Source organism: [Zimmermannella] bifida NBRC 103089, assembly GCF_001570925.1.
GTDB classification, from domain to species: Bacteria; Actinomycetota; Actinomycetes; order Actinomycetales; family Microbacteriaceae; genus Gulosibacter; species Gulosibacter bifidus.
Map to the genome: position 1 here is coordinate 153,817 of NZ_BCSP01000003.1, position 18,707 is coordinate 172,523.

The following is an 18,707-nucleotide window of genomic DNA, read 5'->3' on the forward strand; positions in this document are numbered from 1 at the left end:
CTCGACGCCGAAGATGCGGGTCATGTGGTCCGCAAACACCGCCTCATGCAGCTCCGAGAACGCGACGGCGGCAGCGTGCATCGGCCTGCCATCCAGTGAGCGCCACTTCCCATCGAGCTTCGTCTTGGCCTTATTGCTGATGACGACATGGGTGTGGAGGTGGGGATCGCCTGCACGGGAGCCGAAGTGATCGAACGCCGTCGCGATCAGCCCCTCGACCTGGACCTGCGCAACCGCTCCGTCGCCTGCGGTTGCGCCTGTGCGAGTGGCCGCAACCTCCCATGCAACCACCTCCGCAACCGCCCGGTGATGCGCCGCCCCGATCATCGCCTGGACCCCGCGTCGGCGACCGCCCATAGCACGCTCGCGGACATCGGGATCGAGAATGTGAAGTCGAACCGCGCCACCACACGACGCACCGCGCAGGCATTCTCCTCGGTCACGATCAGTGCGACAGCCTCACCCTTCGCGCCAGGCGTCAGATCGGCATTGAGCTTCGCGATCCGGGCCTCGATCCGCTGCTCCGTCGTCTTGAAGGCAGGGAATGCGAGCCCGAGTTGCTTGCCGGTGACCGGATCACAGGCCGAGCCCATGAGGAGCTGGAGTTGGTCTTCAGAGACACAGTCACCTACGACCAGTTCGCCCATACCGAGAACCGCGACGCCTTTTCCGCGCCACCGACCCGGTGGTGTGCCTTCCTCGATGAAGTAGCGGGTCAGCGGCGTCGGTTGGGGGGCGGTCACCGTCGACGGACGCGACGGTCTTTAACAGGTACTTGCACCCACCCCCGCGCTCATCACAAGCATTGAAACCGTCATCACTGCGTCCTGTCCTGGCCATCAGATGAGGACCGCAAAACCGCTACCGAAGGCGCCAGCCCAGGGACTCAACCTCGACCTGCAAGAGGCGTGTCCACTCTGGAGATGAGGCCAAGAGGCGGGCGGCCTGAGTGACTGGAATCGGCGCTATGGGCGGGTCACGGCGGGTGACGTGACCTCGGAAGTGAGAACGGCGCGTGTGGCGTGATCGTGCACCTGACAGGTGACCAGCCCGGCATCAGTTCACGAAGAACCGAGGCCGGGGTCACCCGTCATCCGGAGGCCTCATGCATGACCAGGAAGACCAGCCGCGCCGACTCAAGATCGGGTTGCTGTTCAGCGGCTAAGGCGGTCTCGACCTCGCCGTCGAATACGTCTTCAACGCCATAACCGTGTGGTTCTCCGAACTCAACGAACCCGTCGCGCGCGTCTTCTCACGCCACTGGCCCGGCGTCCCGGACCTCGCTGACATCACCACCATCAACTGGAATGACGTGGAGCCCGTGGACATCCTCATCGGCGGCTTCCCCTGCCAAGACGTGAGCACGGTGGGCAAACGTGCAGGCCTCGCACCCGGCACTCGCTCCGGGCTATGGGCACACATGGCTGACGCCATCGACGCACTCCAACCCGAGTGGGACGTCATCGAAAACGACCGAGGGTTGCTGCCCTCACCGGCGTCGCGGCCACCAGTAGAAAGAGGTAACCGTGAACCACGCAACCCGAGCGACGCCCCCCCGACGATGCAACCCTTCGCGAATTGGAACCCGACTCGTGGCATCTGGGAGGCAACGCAGCTCGACTTCTACGGGGTCACGGCGCCGTTCTCGGCGATCTGGCCGTCCTGCGGCTGGATGCTCGATGGATCGGCCTACCGGCTTCCCTTGTCGGCGCTCCTCACCACCGCCTCCGCGTCTTCATCCTCGCCCACCGCACGCTGCCGCACCCCATTCGCGACGGACTCCTCGCGCGGCGACGAGACCCTCGATCAGGTGCGGGCACGGCGTGGAACGATCGCGTTATCGCACCAGATCATCGACTTCGCGCTCCACGGACCGCATGGCTCGCCGGCCAAGAGGCGCGAGTCGGAGACGCTGTGGTCCCTGATCGACGGACTGTACAACGATGGGGACGCTACGCCGACGCCATCGCCCGATGAGAACACATCACCGGACGACCAGCACCAGCCCCGACGCTCCTTAGCGACGCCGACGGCCCCGCTCAGCACCCGCGTTCGTCGAATGGCTCATGGGCCTGCCGACCGGATGGGTCACCGCCACTGGTGAGCTGACGCCGAACCAGCAAGTCACCGCACTCGGCAATGGCATGTTAACGCTACTGGCAACGGCTGCGTTGACCGGTGTTACGCAGTTGGGGAACAGGACTGCGGCCCGCTAGCTGGGAAGAGCACGGGCACGAGCGGTCGTCTGCGCGCCTCTGCGGCCTAAGTCAGGTGTCCTCGGCAGCTTGCGGGTAGACTTGCAGGTGGCTGTGCGCTCGCCACCAGATGGTTGTTGCGCACCGGAGCACACTGGCTCAAGGAGGACAGATGACTGACGTGCAGGATCGCTGGCTCTCTGTCGAGGAGATTTGCCAACACCTCGGAGTGAGCAGTGACACCGTCTACCTTTGGATCGACCGCTCAGCCATGCCCGCTCACAAGATGGGGCGAAACTGGAAGTTCAAGCGTGAGCAGGTTGACGCTTGGATGGAGGCTGGCGGTGCAGCCGGCGACGCACGCGAAGAGGCCTCAGAAAGCGGAGCCATATGACCACGCCCCGCATACGAATCAACGCCGTAGACCTGTTCAGCGGGGCTGGTGGACTGACCCACGGCCTTGCCAAGGCAGGAATCAACGTTCGGGTCGGCGTCGATGTCGACCCTGCATGCGAGTACCCGTACACGGAGAACAACAAGTCCAAGTTCCTTCTGAAATCGGTTGGCGACATTGAGTCGGACGAACTTGCTACCTACTACCTTCCGAATAGCGTTCGTCTGCTGGCTGGCTGTGCGCCGTGCCAGACGTTCTCTTCCTACAACCAGAAGGCGTCAAGCGACGACGACCGATGGTGGTTGCTGCGGCACTTCTCGCGGCTCGCGGGAGAGCTGCTCCCAGAGCTAGTCACGATGGAGAATGTGCCCGGCCTGCTCGACCATGCGGTCTTCGATGAGTTCGTTGCATCGCTCAAATGCAGCGGTTACGAGGTATCCAAGCAGGTAGTCAACTGCCAAGACTACGGTGTTCCCCAGCACCGGAACCGACTGGTTCTCCTCGCTTCGCGCCTTGGTCCGATCAGCCTGTTCACCCCCGCTCAGTTCAAGGCGAAACCGATGAGCGTTCGCGAGGCGATCGGCAACGGAAAGGTGCCAGCCCTGGCAGCGGGGTCAGCAGATGCAACAGATCGCCTGCACCAAGCCTCCGGACTGTCCCCGCTGAATTTGCGAAGGATCAAGGCGTCCAAGCCTGGCGGGACCTGGCGTGACTGGCCCGACGAACTTGTCGCCGAGTGCCACAAGAAGGAGTCCGGCAAGACCTACCCCGGCGTATATGGTCGCATGGCTTGGGACGAGGCCGCCCCCACCGTGACCACTCAGTTCTACGGGTTCGGCAACGGACGCTTCGGGCACCCATCCCAGGATCGAGCGATCTCTTTACGAGAAGGAGCCATCTTGCAGGGCTTCCCCCCGAACTACCAGTTCGTCGCGCCCGGTGCGCCCGTGCACATGAAGACCGTCGGCCGGCTCATCGGCAACGCAGTACCTGTCACCCTTGGCGAGCTCATCGGTCGGAGCATAAAAGCTCACGTCAAGGCTCATCGCGAGGATGTCCTCCGCCTGCTTGTCGAAGGCGAGCTCGCATGACGCCAGACCAAGCAGCCTCAGGTCAGACTGTTCCTGAACCCGGCCAGCTCGTCGAGGTACGTCGTCGCCAGTGGGTTGTGACCGAAGCGCCGACGGGGAGCGCGCTGCCCGGAACACATCCGCAGCATCTCGTCACACTCTCATCCTTGGACGAGGACGCGTTGGGGGAAGAGCTCCAGGTGATTTGGGAACTTGAGCCTGGTGCGCAAGTCCTCGAAAAGGCGGGTCTGCCAGAGATCACAGGCTGGGACTCAGATGACCGGTTGGAAGCCTTCCTTGATGCAGTGCGCTGGGGCGCAGCGACCAACGCGAACCGCACGTTCCTCCAAGCACCATTCCGCAGCGGCATCTCCATTGAGGACTATCAACTTGACCCACTCGTCCGAGCCATCGACATGGCGCGGGCCAATCTCCTCATCGCCGACGATGTGGGCCTCGGCAAGACCATTGAGGCAGGCCTGGTCGTCCAGGAGTTGCTGATCCGGCATCGAGCCCGCACGGTTCTCGTCGTTTGCCCAGCGAGCCTTCAGATCAAGTGGCAGACCGAAATGCAGGAGAAGTTCGGCCTGGAGTTCCGAATCGTAGATACGGAGTACGTCAAGCAGATACGACGCAGTAGAGGAGTCCACGCGAACCCGTGGACCTCGTTCCCACGGCTCATCACTTCAGTGGATTGGGCCAAGTCAGGCGAGGGCCTGCGGCTACTCAAGGACATCCTCCCTGGCGCGAATACGTATCCGCGTAAGTTTGACGTCCTCATTGTCGACGAGGCCCACAACGTCGCGCCCGCCGCAGCCACGCGATATGCCATGGAGAGCCAACGAACCAGGCTGATCCGGACCCTCGCGCCCAACTTCTCCCACCGCTTGTTCCTGACCGCCACCCCGCACAACGGCTACCAGGCATCCTTCACGTCGCTGTTGGAGTTGCTGGACGACCAGCGTTTCGCTCGATCCGTCATGCCAGATGAACGACAGCTGCAACGCGTCATGGTTCGCCGCCTCAAGAGCGATATCACAGACCCGGACGGGAAGCGCCTCTTCCCCGAGCGGAAGCTGGTCCCGCTCGAAGTCGCTTACACCAACAGCGAGACTGAAGCACACGCGCTGCTTCAGCGTTTCATCGCTGACCGCTCAAAGTCCGTCGGCGGCGGCAAGTATGCGTACGGCACGGATTTCGCTCACAAGCTCCTCAAGAAGCGATTGTTCTCTTCCCCGCTCGCGTTCGCGACGACGCTCGCTCGGCACCGCGAGACCCTGAGCTGGGGCTCACGCACCTCGAAGCCCCACGACGCCCTGGATGATCGCGTGTTGCGCAAGGCGATCCTTCGCGCCGAAGAGGATCAAGCAAGCGACTCAACGCTAGAAGATGCTCAGCACGAGGCCATGGAACTGGCCTCCGAACTAGCCGCGCCGCTGACCCAGAGCCAACGCGACACCCTGGACCGGTTGACCATCTGGGCCGAAAGCGCTCGCAACAAGCCGGACTCGAAAGCCGAAGCGATCCTCGAATGGATCGAGTCGCATCTCAAAGAACCCGATGGTCAATGGAACAGCAAACGCGTCATCCTGTTCACTGAGTACCGCGCCACGCACAGTTGGCTCCAGCAGATTCTCGCGAGCCGCGGGTACGGCGGCAACCGCTTGGCGTTCCTTCACGGCGATGTGGAACCGGATGACCGCGAGAGTGTGAAGGCGGCCTTCCAAGCTGATCCGGCGGTGTCCCCGGTGCGCATCCTGCTCGCAACAGATGCCGCTTCCGAGGGGATTGACCTCCAGAATCACTGCAACTACCTCATTCACGTTGAGATTCCTTGGAATCCGAACGTTATGGAGCAGCGCAACGGGCGCATTGATCGCCACGGTCAGAAGGAAGACACCGTCTTCATCTGGCACCCTGTGGGTCGATCACCTGGTGTCAGGGCACTCACACCAGGTGAAGTTGTTGGCGACCATGAGTATCTGATGCGAGCGGCCAACAAGGTCGAGACCATCCGCGAAGACCTCGGAAGTGTCGGACCTGTCCTCGCCCGGCAGATTGAAGAGATCATGCTCGGCCGGCGGAACGGCTTCGACACGGTCTCGGCTGAGGCCAACGCAGCTCGCACCCGCCGAATCGTCGCTGCCGAGCGTCAACTGCGCGATCGTATTCAGCGCCTGCACCAGACCCTCATCCAGGCGCGAAGCGAGTTTCGCATGTCGCCAGAGAACATTGAACGCGCAGTCACGGTGGCCCTTGACTTGGCCGAGAAGCCTTCTTTGACCCCGGTGAAGCTTTCCGGCGCGCCGGACGCCGTCATGTTCGCTGTACCTGAGCTCACTGGTTCCTGGGGCAAGGCGACTCGTGGGCTTGAGCATCCACACACCCAGGAGCGGCGCCCGATCACGTTCGATCATGAGGCTTCGAAGGGCCGCGATGACGTGGTGCTTGCGCATCTCGGGCACCGACTGGTCCAGATGTGCTTGCGCCTCTTACGCGAGGAAATCTGGAAGCCGGACGACACCAAGAAGTTGCACCGTGTAGCCGTCCGAGTAGTTCCGGACGCCCTTGCCGCGCGTCCCGCCGTCCTGCTTTGGTCGCGACTCGTCATCACAGGCGGAGATCACCGGCGGCTTCACGAAGAACTCACCCTGTCCGGGGGCGAGCTTGGCCACGACCGTTTCAGCCGGATTACCCAGGTTACCAAGCGTGAAGAGCTCCTCGCAGCAGCCGCTCCGGTCGAGCCGACCGATGCGCTGTTCGCCGTACTCAAGGAGAGATTCGCGAACAGCAAGCAGTCCATCATGAGCGCGGTCGAAGCCCGATCCAAAGAACGCCTCGACAGTCTCGACAAGACCCTCAACGACTGGCTGATCCACGATCTGACTGACCTCCACTCTGTTCTCGACGAGCTCGAAGAAGCAATCACAAGAGAGCTCAAAGCCGACGACGCCGAGAGCGATCTCTATCTACCTGGCCTGTCTCCGCATGAGATGAACCAGGTGTCCAAGCACATCGCTGCCCTCGAAAGCCGACTCGCCCGCATCCCGGCAGAACGCGCGGCGGAGGAGGCCGCTATCAAGCGTCAATACGCCGATCCGGTCGCACGCACCTTCCCCGCAGCGGTGATCTTCCTGGTCCCAGAGTCCATGGCCCGGAGGGGGTGAACGCGTGGTAGCGCAGCCACAGCAAGTTGAATGGCTCTCGTTGGTCGAGACTAGCGGGCCGTTCCTGACACTCACTGTCCTCGAACAGGCGTTCCCACAAGGCCTCGAATCAATCGAGACCCCTCGGTGCCAGCGGCTCCGCTATGCCTACTCTGAGTGGCGCGATGCCGTCGACGAGGATGATGAGCTTCTCCCTCAACTTCACGACGCCTGGGTGAATCTGGTCCTCACCGAGCTGCTTGAGTTCGACGAAGAGTCGGCAACACCGCGCTCCTCCTGGGTGGGCGGTGACCTGTCCATCTCGTCGTCCGATGGGGCCGCGCACTACGGACCCACATGGATCATCCACGCTCCAGGTTCAACTGACCCGCGCGCGTTCATCGCAGTGACTCACCCGGACGCTGATCTGGAGTCCGCAGCTCAGACAGACGACTGGATCGCAAGCGAAGTGGAGCGCATGACCCTGCTGTGCCGCGAACACGGGGTTCGAGTCGGGATCGTGACGAACGGCGAATCGTGGGTACTCATCAACGCGCCCGCAGACGCACCCTCTGGGAAAGCCGTCTGGCGCTCACGCTTCTGGTTCCAAGAGCCAGCGACGCTCAAGGCGTTCCAGTCGTTGCTCGGCGTGCGACGATGCTTCGGACCCACCGACCAGACCCTCGAAGCACTTCTCGACGAGTCGCTGAAGCACCAGGAGGAAGTCACCGACACTCTAGGTGAGCAGGTACGCCGGGCCACCGAAGTCTTGATCCAAGCGCTCGACAAGGCGGACCAGGACCGCAACCGGGAACTCCTGCGCGATGTGCCGCCCACGCTGCTCTACGAGGCCTCCCTCACAGTGATGATGCGCCTCGTGTTTGTCCTATGCGCCGAAGAGCGCGGCTTGTTCCTTCTCGGGGACCCTGTATACGATGAGAACCTCGCCGTCTCAACCCTTCGCGGCAAGCTCGCTGAGGAAGCAGACCAACTGGGCGATGAAGTGCTGGAACGCCGCTTCGACGCCTGGGCGAGACTATTGGCCGCGTTCCGCGCTGTGTACGCGGGCATTGAGCACGAAGACCTGCGACTGTCGGCCATGGGTGGCTCGCTCTTCGATCCGGACCGATATCCTTTCCTTGAAGGCCGTGCGATGGGCACCTCATGGCTGGAAACCACTTCGCAGCCCTTGCCGATCGATAACCGTACTGTCCTGCTGCTCCTAAACTCATTGCAGGTGTTGGAGCAATCTCATGGCGCGCTTTCTCTGTCTTATCGAGCTCTGGATGTCGAGCAGATCGGCCATGTCTATGAAGGCCTACTGGACCACACAGTGGTTCGCGTTCCGGACATCACACTCGGCCTTGAGGGCTCAGCGAAGAACCGCTATCCAACCATGAGCTTGGCTGAGTTGGAGTCGCTGCGATTCGAACACCAAGACACTCTCGTCTCCAAGATCGCCGAAGAGACGGGGCGAACTCCAACGACGATCGGAAAAGCACTCACGAGGCCGGCGTCAGATACAGTTCGGGCTGCCCTCCTCAGTGCGTCTAATGGCAATGGTGCGCTATTCGAGCGCATAGCCCCGTTCGCCAACCTTGTCAGAAACGATGCCTGGGGTGAGCCGATCATTTACGAGGCACACTCGTTTATGGTGACGCCCGGCGCCCATCGACGAGAAAGCGGCACACACTACACTCCGAGATCGCTTACTGAGCAAATTGTGCGCGTCGCGCTTGAACCTCTCGTCTACGTCGGACCAGCCGAAGGGAGAGCGAGAGACCACTGGGCGCTCAAGACCTCGGGGGCGCTTCTTGATCTTAGGATCTGCGACCCGGCCATGGGGTCGGGGGCGTTCCTCGTGCAGACCTGCCGGTATTTGGGAGATCTGTTGATTGAAGCGTGGGCGCGCGCTGAGGCTGACGGGCTTGTCGTCACGTCTGACGGTTCGACTCTGGAAGCACTTGGGTCACATGAGCCGATGCCTCGAAACCTGAATGAGCGGATCGTTGTGGCCCGGAGACTGATCGCCGAACGATGTCTGTATGGAGTTGACATCAACCCACTCGCCGTCGAACTGGCGAAACTCTCGATCTGGCTTGTAACGCTGGCCAAGGGGCGACCCTTTGGGTTTCTGGATCATAACCTCCGCCCTGGAGACTCATTGCTCGGGATGCACTCGGCCGGACAACTCGCCTCGTTCTCAATGTCTGCGTCGTTGGATGTGCACGTTCAGCCGACCGTTTTTACCCAGGTTGTCGAGGACGCGATAGCCGAAGCTCTCGCGCTCCGTCGACAATTACGTGCAACGGACGTTGCCGACATCTTGGACGTCGAAAACATGGCCGCGCTGGATCGAATGGCTCGTGCTAGGACACAGCAAGTGTCACTCCTGGCGGATGCGGTCCTGGCAGAAACGATTCGCTGTGAAGGGAAGAAGCGGTTGCTGCGAGCCGCGCTTTCTCACGTCAGTACCACAGCGATGGACTTTCTTGATGGTCACGAGGAAGCAACGCGTGCGATCTCTTCGATTATTCGAGACGGATTACCCACAGAGCGCCCCTTCCACTGGTTTCTGGAGTTCCCCGAAGTGTTTGACGGCGACAATCCGGGATTTGACGCGGTGTTGGGGAATCCGCCTTACATTAACGCGGTCGAGATGTATCTCGGAGATTCCCCTGTAGCTCGCAAGAAGTACTATTCCAGGCATTTCGCTGCCGCAGTTGGGAGCTATGACGCATTCGTGCTCTTCTACGAGCGGGCGATGACTGTTGCGGCCTTTGTTTCAACCATCGCGATGTTAATTCCCAACAAAGTTCTCAGCGCAGAGTACGCCGAGACCCTACGAGATCAAATAGTCTCAACATCCGCCGTGTACGCGCTGATCGATTTCTCGACAGCCGACGCATTCTCGGCGAGTGTCTACCCAGTTGCGCTTGTGATAACAAAGCCGTGCGTGGATATGAACTGCGTCGTTCTTGATGCGTCGAGCTCCGTCCGGTCCGTGGCTTCTCAAAGCTCTCTACAGACAGCACCGAGACACCTGTGGTCATTCTTACTTACGGACTTCGCTGATCTTCTCGGGGAAGCCCTATCAGCGAGCGTCGACCTCGGCAACTACTTCGACGTTTCGGCATCCGCAACGGTGTCGGAAGCCTACGAGATCGCGCCGTTCGTTCGATCCAATCGAGATGAAGCCCTCCCACCGGGACATGCACGCTTTATTGTCAGCGGGAACGTGAGACGATCCGCTACGAACTGGGCGGACTCCCCTGTTCGATACCTCAAAGAGCGGTACGTCTTCGCGTCAGTTGACCTGAGCGGGCTGCCCTCGGCGAGGAGACTCCAGACACGGACGCCGAAGCTCATCATCTCGGGCATGGCAAAACGTCCGACGGCCTTCTTCGACGCGGTCGGCGAGTACTGCGCGGGTGTCTCCACCGTGATCGTCATACAGGCCGACGAAGAAGGTATTTCACTTGAGACTCTGGAGCACGTCCTTAACTCTCGTGCTGGCGCATTGATATATAAAGGGCTCTACGCTGGCCTGAGTCTCGCTGGCGGATACCTGCGCTTCGGGTCGCCGCAAATTGCGGCTTTCCCGATCCCGAAGCGTCTCGCGCAAAAGCGCAGCTACGAAGCCGAGCTAGACGATGATGAAGTGGCCCGGCTCTACGGATTGGAACCCGAAATAGTAGATGCCGCCTTCGTTCGCAACTTTGGAGAGGGCGCTCTTACGTCCGCTCACGACGAACCTTCGACGAACGAGTAAGGAAGTTTCGATGTCAAATGCATGGGCGATAGCTGGCGATCTCACGCATCGTGAGAGATTCGCTGTGAGCATTGGGGCGAGCGACTTCGGCGCCAAGGCGCACAAAGGTGACGGACTGTTGTTCGCCGTCAATGGACTGGCTGTGGCCGTCGGGCGGGTTTATCGGACAAGGGAGACGGATGGCGGCACCACCGTTTATCTGGACACGCTCGCTCGTGCTGTTCGGCCGGTACCGCTCGAGAATCTGGACCTGCCCACGGTTCCCACGGGGGCTTCAATCCGACTTGAATGGGACGCATTCGAGGCCGCAGCAGCGGAGCTGACGGGAAAGCGATTCGACGCGTTACCTGCGCTGCCCGGAAAGACGAAAGAGGAGCAAGCCTATGTGCGAGAACTCCTCCGCCTCGCTGTCGTCGACGATCTCCTGGGGCCCGCGAACGGGCCGCACGAAGAGATCGTGGGCATGAGCGTGCGCGACCGGTACCTGGTGGGAAAGCTCGCGCCTCTGGACCCTGCGCACAACGCGCCACAGAACTCAGAGTTCGCTGAGGAAGAGATCACCGATGGCGACACGCCTGCTGATCTCCGCGTCTACGGGAACGAGGCACACATCAGCCGCGATTCCGTACCGGCCACGAGTCCGGCCGAGGAAGACGACGAACCAGAGGTCAACGCCTCAGAGAGCCAGTCATTGGTTCCGTCGTCCATGGGACTGACGTTCTGCGTTCCGGAGGACCAGCAATCTGTCGAAGTCACGGTGTCGTGGGGCCGCTACGAACGAAGCAAGTCGGCAGAGTCGGGGAAGCGTTGCTGGAAGCGAATTCCCGCTGGTGGCAAGGTCACGCTCACGCTGAGTGAAGGCCCGCTCACGCCATGCACCCTCGACACCGAAGTCCCCGAGGTTCGCCTCCAAGGCAGCGTCAGCCAGGCGGTCGGCCAAGGCGACCGCCTGGTGACGCTGTTTCTCGTCAACGGGCAGACCGAGCCGCATCAGAACCGTGACCAAGCCTGGGTCTTCCAGCCGGAGATAGTTGTACGAGACGACGCCGGCGGCGCTATCTTCCGCCGTCGGCCGTTGCTTGATGTGGAGCAGCACGACGAAGAACGGTTGTCGCTGGAGATGATCTACAGAAGACGCGTTGAGTTCGCAACCGGTCACGGAACCTCGGTGCATGCGGTGGTTAGTCGGTCCGACCCTGAACTGGCGACAGAAGTGCGGACGGCGGTCATCCCCGATCAGGAAATCCAGATCACCGAGGCCCCTGGGGCCGACCCTGCCGACCGCGCTGCGCTACGCGAGTTGAGGACGCAAGGCTCGCTTGACATGGAGAAGCTGGCTGATCCTGCGGAACTGTCCGACGACGAACTTCTAGCGGCACTCACTGCCCTCACAGGAGACTATGGGGACTGGATTTCAGAGAATCGCGCTGCCATCGGGGTAGCACACGAGGGTTATAACCCCCAAGCTCAGGAAGCTATGGAGCGCTGCGAGCTCATCCTCGAACGGCTCAAGGAAGGCACCTCGACGCTGCGCCTGAACACGGATGCCATGTCGGCGTTCCGCTTCGCCAACCGCGCTATGGCGCAACAGCGTGTTCGCGGCATCTACGCTCGCAAACGTCGCCAAGGCGACGCGGTAACGGTCGACGAGCTGAACATCCCTGCGAACCGTACGTGGCATCCTTTCCAATTGGCTTTCCTGCTCCTATCTGTCCCAGCGTTGGCAGACCCCGAGCACGCGGACCGGATAGAACCACTGGCCGCATACGCCGACTTGCTCTGGTTCCCAACCGGTGGTGGAAAGACCGAGGCGTACCTTGGTGTCGCGGCCTTCGCCATGTCGATCCGGCGCCTCCAAGGAACGCTTGGAGGCTTCGATGCCACGCGCGGGCTTGCCGTCATCATGCGCTACACGCTGCGCCTGCTCACCCTGCAGCAGTTCCAACGAGCATCCACCCTCATCTGTGCAATGGAAGTGCTCCGCAAACAAGACCCCGATACCTGGGGATCGGAGCCCTTCACTCTGGGCCTCTGGGTTGGCGGGAAGGTGACGCCGAACCGAACAGAAGACAGCCACGACGCGATTGAGAAGGAGCGCGACAACCGCCACGACACAGGCTCAACGCCCGCGCAGTTGACCAGCTGTCCCTGGTGCGGTTCTGCAATTAACCCAGGCCGAGATATCACTGTCGAGAAGTATCCTGGCGCTGGCCAGACCTTCATCTATTGCAGCGACAAGTACGGCCGGTGCGATTTTTCCAAAGCCCAATACCCCGAGCTTGGACTCCCAGTCGTTGTGGTGGATGAGGAGATTTATCGTCGTCCACCGTCGATGCTGATCGCCACCGTCGATAAGTTCGCGATGATGGCGTGGCGCGGACAAACGCGGACACTGTTTGGTTCCGCCACGTTGGAATGTCCGCGTCATGGCCTACTCTGGCCCGGGAGTCCTTGCCAAGGCAACCACAAGGCTGAGCGGGGCAAGCCCGCGACCAGGGTGAAGGCGATCTCACCGCTCCGGCCACCTGACCTCATAATTCAGGACGAGTTCCACCTCATCAGCGGACCACTCGGAACGATGGTTGGCGTCTACGAGACGGCCGTTGATGAACTTTGCACCTGGAGCCTGGACGAGAAGAAGGTCCGGCCGAAAGTCATCGCCTCGACCGCCACCGTCCGAAAGGCTGAGGAGCAGGTCAATAACGTGTTCCTACGCCAAGTGGCGATCTTCCCGCCACACGGGTTGGATGTCGAGGACAACTTCTTCTCGGTGCAGCGCTCCACAGAAGACCGGCCCGGTAGGCTTTACCTTGGAATCTGCTCACCGGGGAGCTCCCGGCCTGCGGTGCTCATCCGTGTGTACGTCGCAGTGCTCACTGCCGCGAAGACTCTTTTCCAAGACTTCGGTGCTGCGGCAGACCCCTACATGACCCTCGTCGGCTACTTCAACTCGCTACGTGAGCTCGGCGGTATGAGACGCCTGGCCGAGGATGATGTGCAGACCCGTGCATATCGGGTCGAGATGAGCGACGTGAGCCGTCCGGGCCTGACACAACGCTCGGTAAACCAGGTGGATGAGCTGACCTCAAGAGTGACGAGCAAGGAGATTCCGCAGAAGCTCGACCGGCTGGAGTTGCCGTTCAAGGAGAAGTGGGAGTCCGGAGAGGTCCGCGCCTACGACATCGTTCTTGCCACCAACATGCTGTCGGTTGGTGTTGATGTGAACCGTCTCGGCCTCATGGTCGTGAATGGACAGCCGAAGAACACCGCTGAGTACATCCAGGCTACGAGCCGCGTCGGGCGCTCGTTCCCCGGTCTCGTTGTCACGGTCCTCACCTGGAGCAGGCCGCGCGACCTTTCACACTACGAGACGTTCGAGCACTATCACTCGACGTTCTACAAGCACGTCGAAGCTCAATCTGTCACACCGTTCGCCCCCAGGGCACTCGATCGTGCCCTGACGGGCGCCATGGTCAGCCTTATGCGTCTTGGAAACGACTCTCTGAACCCGAATTTCGGTGCCCAGCTAATGGACAAGACCTCGGGTCCAGAAGCAACCCAGGCGATCGAAGCCGTCTCGGAACGGGCATGGAAAGCCAAAGACAAGGCCGCGCGTGATCTCGTTCTCGGGATGGCCCGTGACCGGACGGACCGTTGGGCGAGGGAAGCCAAAATGGGTGGGCGCCGTCTCGGCTACGAGACTGAGCGCCGGCAGGGAGATGTAGTCGGGTTGTTGCGAAAGCCTGGCACCCAGGCGTGGGATGAGTTCACTGTCCCGATGTCCATGCGGGAGGTAGAACCAGGTGTCCAACTCGTCATGGACGCGTCAAGACGCTCCGCTGACGCTCCTCCTTGGAAACCACGCCCCCGACCTAGTGATGGAGGAGCCGCATGAGTACGAACAACCACGTCGTCGGACAGGTCCGTCCGAGCCAGCTCCTGTGGGCCTACGGACCTGGTTCTATCGTTGATCTACCGAACCTGTCTGTGGTCACGATGGGGCTCAACAAGTGGGACCCCAACCGGTGTCCTCCAGTCGAAGAGGCCAGGCTGCTCGCCGAGGTCAAGCGCGTCCTCGGTCCGCAGGTGCAGCGGCTCCGCATCCCTCCGTTCCTCCAGGAGGATCGCCCTGACCCGTTCTCTGCCGAGGGCCGTGTTGGCGTCCCGGTCAGTCCGTTCCCGCGGTGGCTGCGTTGCATCAAGTGTGGACTTCTCGCCGAGTATGATTCGGGCCTGTTCGACATCAAGAGTTTTCCGTACCGGCCAGAGCGAACCCACTTCCTGCACACGAACTGCGACAAGGGGAAGCACGCGGACGCCGTGCCCGCTCGCTTCCTCCTTGCATGCCGTAACGGGCACCTGGACGACTTTCCGTGGGACTGGTTTATCCACGGTGGATCGGACTGCAAGGGCACGTTCCGCTTCTTCGAGCGGGGCGCGTCTCTGCAAACTGAGAACCTTTGGGTGAAGTGTGATACCTGCGATAACGCTCGCTCGCTCGTCCACGCATTCGGGAAGGGCGCCGCGGACAATCTCCCTGCGTGCCGGGGGCGGCATCCCCACCTTGACTCGTACGAGGAGTGCACCCAGGAACCACTCACGATCCTGCTCGGTGCGACCAACAGTTGGTTCCCCGTCACTCTCTCTGTGCTTGCCATCCCGCTAGAAAAGAACCAACTGAGCCAACTGGTCCTTGATGGTTGGGAGCACTTCGCGGACGTGGAGGACGAAGCCGAGCTCAGAGGTATTGTCAAGACCCTGATCCGAACCACTGCAGTGCCCGGAATCGACAAGTGGGATGTCCCGAGCATCTGGAACGCGATTGAACAGCGTAAGACCGGAAAAGGCATTGAGGTCGTTTCAGAAGGCGAGGTCAAAGGTCCGGAGTGGGAGGTATTGACCTCAAATAGTCCACCGAGCGACTGGCCCCACTTCATGAGCACAACCGTTGCTCCACCCGTTGGGTATGACACTCAGGTCAAGCGCGTGCTTCTGCTCGAACGGCTCCGAGAAGTCAACGCACTCATTGGATACACCCGAGTCGAAGCGCCCGAGGAAACGAGCGATCCTGATGAACGCCCACCAATGGCCGCGCTCACGCGAGGCACGACGGAGTGGGTGCTGGCCAGTGAAGTGCATGGCGAAGGAATCTTCATTGAGTTCAATGAGTCCGTCATCGAGTCGTGGGAGCAGAATGCGCACGTAGCCGACCGTAACAAGACTCTATTCGTCGGCCATCAGGGCTGGCGGAATGCTCGACATCTGAAGCCCGACGTTGGCTTTCCCTCGAGCCGGTACACCGTGCTCCACACGCTCGCGCATCTCCTCGTTCGCGAACTCGCGCTTGAGTGTGGATACAACGCCGCAAGCATCCGAGAGCGCGTCTACGCGAGTTCGGACCCCGACGCTCCCATGGCTGGCATCCTGCTTTACACGGCGGCTGCGGACTCGGACGGTACCCTCGGAGGCCTCGTTGACCTCGGCAAGCCAGACTTCCTCGGTCGGCTACTCGACCAAGCGCTCGAACGAGCCTCTATCTGCTCGTCAGACCCTCTCTGTTCTGAGCACGATCCGAGCAAGGACCGCTCGCTCCATGCGGCCGCTTGCCATTCGTGCACGTTCGTCTCAGAGACTTCGTGCGAACGCGGCAATCGCTACCTCGACCGAGCCCTCGTGATCCCTACCCTGAGGGACGATCAGGCCTGCCTGTTCCATAAGGGCAGTGCCTGACGTGGACGAGCTGCTTGCCGTTGTCGCGGAACTGGGATTGGAACTCCACCCTGACCGCGTTCGTGTAGTTGCCTCCAAGATCGAAGGACTCGGATCAGTGGAGCAGTTCACGCTGGCTCGCCCTGCCTTCGGACCGAACGCCGACAAGGCCCTCATCACCAAGTTTGGTCAGGCCTGGCACGGCGCGGACTCAATGTCGCCCCGGGACGTGGCGACCGCACTTCGAGGGGCATCAGCAACGGCCGTCGAGCAGCAGCGACGCGGTTCTGTGGAACTCACTTGGACAGGGCCGTCTTCAGGCCAGGTGCCAGTCCGGCACACCGAGCAGGTGCTCCTCGAAGTCATCAACGCAGCACAACGGCGTCTTTTCATTGTCAGTTTCGTGGCGTACCAGGTGCAGTCGATTGGTAAGGCGTTGACCGAGGCAGCCGAACGCGGGGTCCAGATCGACGTTCTGCTTGAGTCCTCGACCGCACATGGTGGGAAGGTCGATCACGACTCGGCGGAGGCGATGCGGAAGTTGGTTCCGTCGGCCCGGTTGTTTGCATGGTCGGCTCACGAGAAGGGTGCCGCAGACCAGTATCCCGGTGTAGTCCATGCGAAATGCGCCGTCGCCGACGGACGGGTCGCTTTCATCACTAGCGCGAATCTCACGTCTGCGGCTATGGAGCGCAACATGGAGCTTGGGGTTCTCGTCACGGGCGGGAACATTCCTGAAGAGCTGCACGATCATCTTGAGGCACTGATCGTGACTAAGGTACTAGAGCCGATCCGGCCCGCCATTTAGTCGCTCCGCACATCATCAGCGCTCTGCGGGAACTCATCACGGCCGAGTTCGACCGCCTTCACGCCACCGCTCGCCACGAACGTCAGGCGTACCAGCACGAACGCGATGAGTTGCTGGCCGAGCGGAAGAAGCTACTACAAGCCCGCTACGCCGGAGCGATCCCGCTCGATCTGATCGGCGAAGAGCAGGAGCGAATCGCCCGACGCATCGCGTTCCTCGAAGCACAAATCGAGGCCGGAGACATTGAGTACGAGCAAGCCCAAGCCCACATCGACGACTGCCTCGTGCTCGTAGGTGGCTGCCACGCCATCTACATGAGCATCGACGACTCACTGCGGCGAATCGCCAACCAAGCCATCTTCGACAAGCTCATCGTGCTACCTGAGGACGGCATCGTTGGCGAGCCAGGGGGAACCGTTCAACTCGTTCTTCAACCCTGAAGTCCAGACCCGCGCGGTCCGCTTCACTGAGCGGACCGCGGAATCTGGACCTCAAACCGCTGATGTCGGCGGTTTGAACAACGACGCTTTGGTGGGCCCAGCGGGGCTCGACTCCCTAACCATTCTCCACAGATCGCTGCGCGATCCGTGGAGCCTCGACGGTTAGGGGCCCACCAAGGGGTTCTCGCCAGCACAGGTCATATGCAGAAACGGCACCCCCATTCGGGAGCGCCGTTTCTGCATGTGGGCCCAGCGGGGCTCGAACCCGCGACCCATGGATTAAAAGTCCACTGCTCTGCCAGCTGAGCTATAGGCCCGCAGCAGACAGTCTAACGGGAAGTTTCACCCGCGCTCGACACATCATCCGAATCAGCGGCGCCCGAAACGCTTGAATCTTCATCGGAAACATCCGCAGCCAGCGACAAATCCGCATCCTGCTCGGCACGATCGGCGTCGTCAGCCCAGGCCGACTCGTCGAAGATCGAATCCGCATTATCAGCAGCATCCGCCTCATCACCGGGCACCTTGAACCGGCCACGCGACGGCCACAGCACCTTCTCGCCGCGGCGCCACCAACCAAACAGCGCCACTGCCGAAAACAGCGTCAGCATCATCGCCGCCAGCAGCCCAAACGTTGCGGGATGCGCACCCATCGTCGCGTTCAACCGCGCCCAGCCAAGTACCAACAGCCACAGCTGGCAGAACAGCGTGAACACTGCCCAGACACCAACCGTGCGGCCTGGAATCGCGCGCGGTGCGAACCAGCGCGTCAGCCACAACCCGGCAAGCACCAGCGTGGTCAGCGCGGGCAATCCGCCAAACAGGAAGTTCCCAAACCCGTTGAAGCCTGTCAGCGCGGGCAGCTCACCGATACCCAAACCAACGAACAGCATCTGCCAACCGGCGAGCGCCGGGGTCTTCTCGAGCAGGGGATAGGTTGCAATCCACCACGGCAGTACCATCACCACCAGCAGTGCGATGCCGACGATCGCCGCGGTCACACGCTTCTCGGACGCCTCTGGCAGCACTCGCGAGCTGACCTGAGTGCCCAACGGCGCGGATCCCGAACCTCGGGATTCTGCCCCGGTGTCGGATGAAGACGTGGAATTACTGCGCAAAGCCATGCTGCAAGCGTAACCAGGTATACGCCGCCGCACCGACTTGGCAGACTGG

General features: G+C 61.4%; 11 protein-coding genes, 1 tRNA gene and 1 pseudogene. 9 read left to right on the plus strand and 4 right to left on the minus strand.

Annotated elements, in window-relative coordinates; genetic code table 11:
• Positions 1-48: 48 nt before the first annotated feature.
• Both ZBI01S_RS10265 and ZBI01S_RS10260 read right to left on the minus strand, forming a co-directional pair.
• Positions 49-357 (minus strand): annotated as a pseudogene (locus ZBI01S_RS10265) (relaxase domain-containing protein); the annotation flags it as partial.
• Positions 324-743, minus strand: a complete 420-nt coding sequence (locus ZBI01S_RS10260; RefSeq protein WP_390279959.1) for a relaxase domain-containing protein — start codon at positions 741-743, stop codon at positions 324-326. The gene ZBI01S_RS10260 and the pseudogene ZBI01S_RS10265, both read right to left, overlap by 34 nt.
• A 467-nt stretch (positions 744-1,210) precedes the next feature.
• On the opposite strand from ZBI01S_RS10260, the gene ZBI01S_RS04065 reads away from it, so the two are divergent.
• The 9 genes from ZBI01S_RS04065 (at position 1,211) to ZBI01S_RS04105 (ending at position 17,534) form a co-directional block, all read left to right on the plus strand.
• Complete coding sequence (locus tag ZBI01S_RS04065; RefSeq protein WP_245610533.1) at positions 1,211-2,104, plus strand: DNA cytosine methyltransferase; 894 nt, start codon at positions 1,211-1,213, stop codon at positions 2,102-2,104.
• A 263-nt stretch (positions 2,105-2,367) separates the two neighbouring features.
• Complete coding sequence (locus ZBI01S_RS04070) at positions 2,368-2,589, plus strand: helix-turn-helix domain-containing protein (RefSeq protein ID WP_066056735.1); 222 nt, start codon at positions 2,368-2,370, stop codon at positions 2,587-2,589.
• Positions 2,586-3,680: a DNA cytosine methyltransferase gene (locus ZBI01S_RS04075; RefSeq protein ID WP_066056737.1), complete on the plus strand. Its 1,095-nt coding sequence runs from the start codon at positions 2,586-2,588 to the stop codon at positions 3,678-3,680. The genes ZBI01S_RS04070 and ZBI01S_RS04075 overlap by 4 nt, the downstream gene beginning before the upstream one ends.
• Complete coding sequence (gene drmD, locus ZBI01S_RS04080; protein ID WP_066056740.1) at positions 3,677-6,826, plus strand: DISARM system SNF2-like helicase DrmD; 3,150 nt, start codon at positions 3,677-3,679, stop codon at positions 6,824-6,826. The genes ZBI01S_RS04075 and drmD overlap by 4 nt, the downstream gene beginning before the upstream one ends.
• A 40-nt stretch (positions 6,827-6,866) precedes the next feature.
• Positions 6,867-10,577 (plus strand): Eco57I restriction-modification methylase domain-containing protein, encoded by a 3,711-nt coding sequence (locus tag ZBI01S_RS04085; RefSeq protein WP_159421379.1) that lies wholly within the window; start codon positions 6,867-6,869, stop codon positions 10,575-10,577.
• 10 nt (positions 10,578-10,587) lie between these two features.
• Positions 10,588-14,472 (plus strand): DISARM system helicase DrmA, encoded by a 3,885-nt coding sequence (drmA, locus tag ZBI01S_RS04090; protein ID WP_066056745.1) that lies wholly within the window; start codon positions 10,588-10,590, stop codon positions 14,470-14,472.
• Entirely contained in the window at positions 14,469-16,307 is a 1,839-nt protein-coding gene (gene drmB, locus ZBI01S_RS04095) for an MrfA Zn-binding domain-containing protein (RefSeq protein WP_066056747.1), read from the plus strand. The genes drmA and drmB overlap by 4 nt, the downstream gene beginning before the upstream one ends.
• A gap of 1 nt (position 16,308) precedes the next feature.
• Positions 16,309-17,094, plus strand: a complete 786-nt coding sequence (gene drmC / locus ZBI01S_RS04100; RefSeq protein WP_066056749.1) for a DISARM system phospholipase D-like protein DrmC — start codon at positions 16,309-16,311, stop codon at positions 17,092-17,094.
• A gap of 110 nt (positions 17,095-17,204) precedes the next feature.
• Positions 17,205-17,534 (plus strand): hypothetical protein, encoded by a 330-nt coding sequence (locus ZBI01S_RS04105; RefSeq protein ID WP_066056752.1) that lies wholly within the window; start codon positions 17,205-17,207, stop codon positions 17,532-17,534.
• Positions 17,535-17,778: 244 nt separating this feature from the next.
• Here ZBI01S_RS04105 and ZBI01S_RS04110 read toward each other — a convergent pair.
• Positions 17,779-17,851, minus strand: a tRNA-Lys gene (locus ZBI01S_RS04110).
• A gap of 12 nt (positions 17,852-17,863) precedes the next feature.
• The gene (locus tag ZBI01S_RS04115) at positions 17,864-18,658 is read right to left on the minus strand and encodes a hypothetical protein (protein WP_159421380.1); all 795 of its coding nucleotides are present in this window, start codon (positions 18,656-18,658) and stop codon (positions 17,864-17,866) included.
• Between the last annotated feature and the right edge of the window lie 49 nt (positions 18,659-18,707).

Coding starts and splice junctions, on each gene's coding strand:
- ZBI01S_RS04070 (WP_066056735.1), top strand. CDS start 2,368: ATGACTGACGTGCAGGATCGCTGGCTCTCTGTCGAGGAGATTTGCCAA.
- ZBI01S_RS04075 (WP_066056737.1), top strand. CDS start 2,586: ATGACCACGCCCCGCATACGAATCAACGCCGTAGACCTGTTCAGCGGG.
- drmD (WP_066056740.1), top strand. CDS start 3,677: ATGACGCCAGACCAAGCAGCCTCAGGTCAGACTGTTCCTGAACCCGGC.
- drmA (WP_066056745.1), top strand. CDS start 10,588: ATGTCAAATGCATGGGCGATAGCTGGCGATCTCACGCATCGTGAGAGA.
- drmB (WP_066056747.1), top strand. CDS start 14,469: ATGAGTACGAACAACCACGTCGTCGGACAGGTCCGTCCGAGCCAGCTC.
- ZBI01S_RS04115 (WP_159421380.1), bottom strand. CDS start 18,658: ATGGCTTTGCGCAGTAATTCCACGTCTTCATCCGACACCGGGGCAGAA.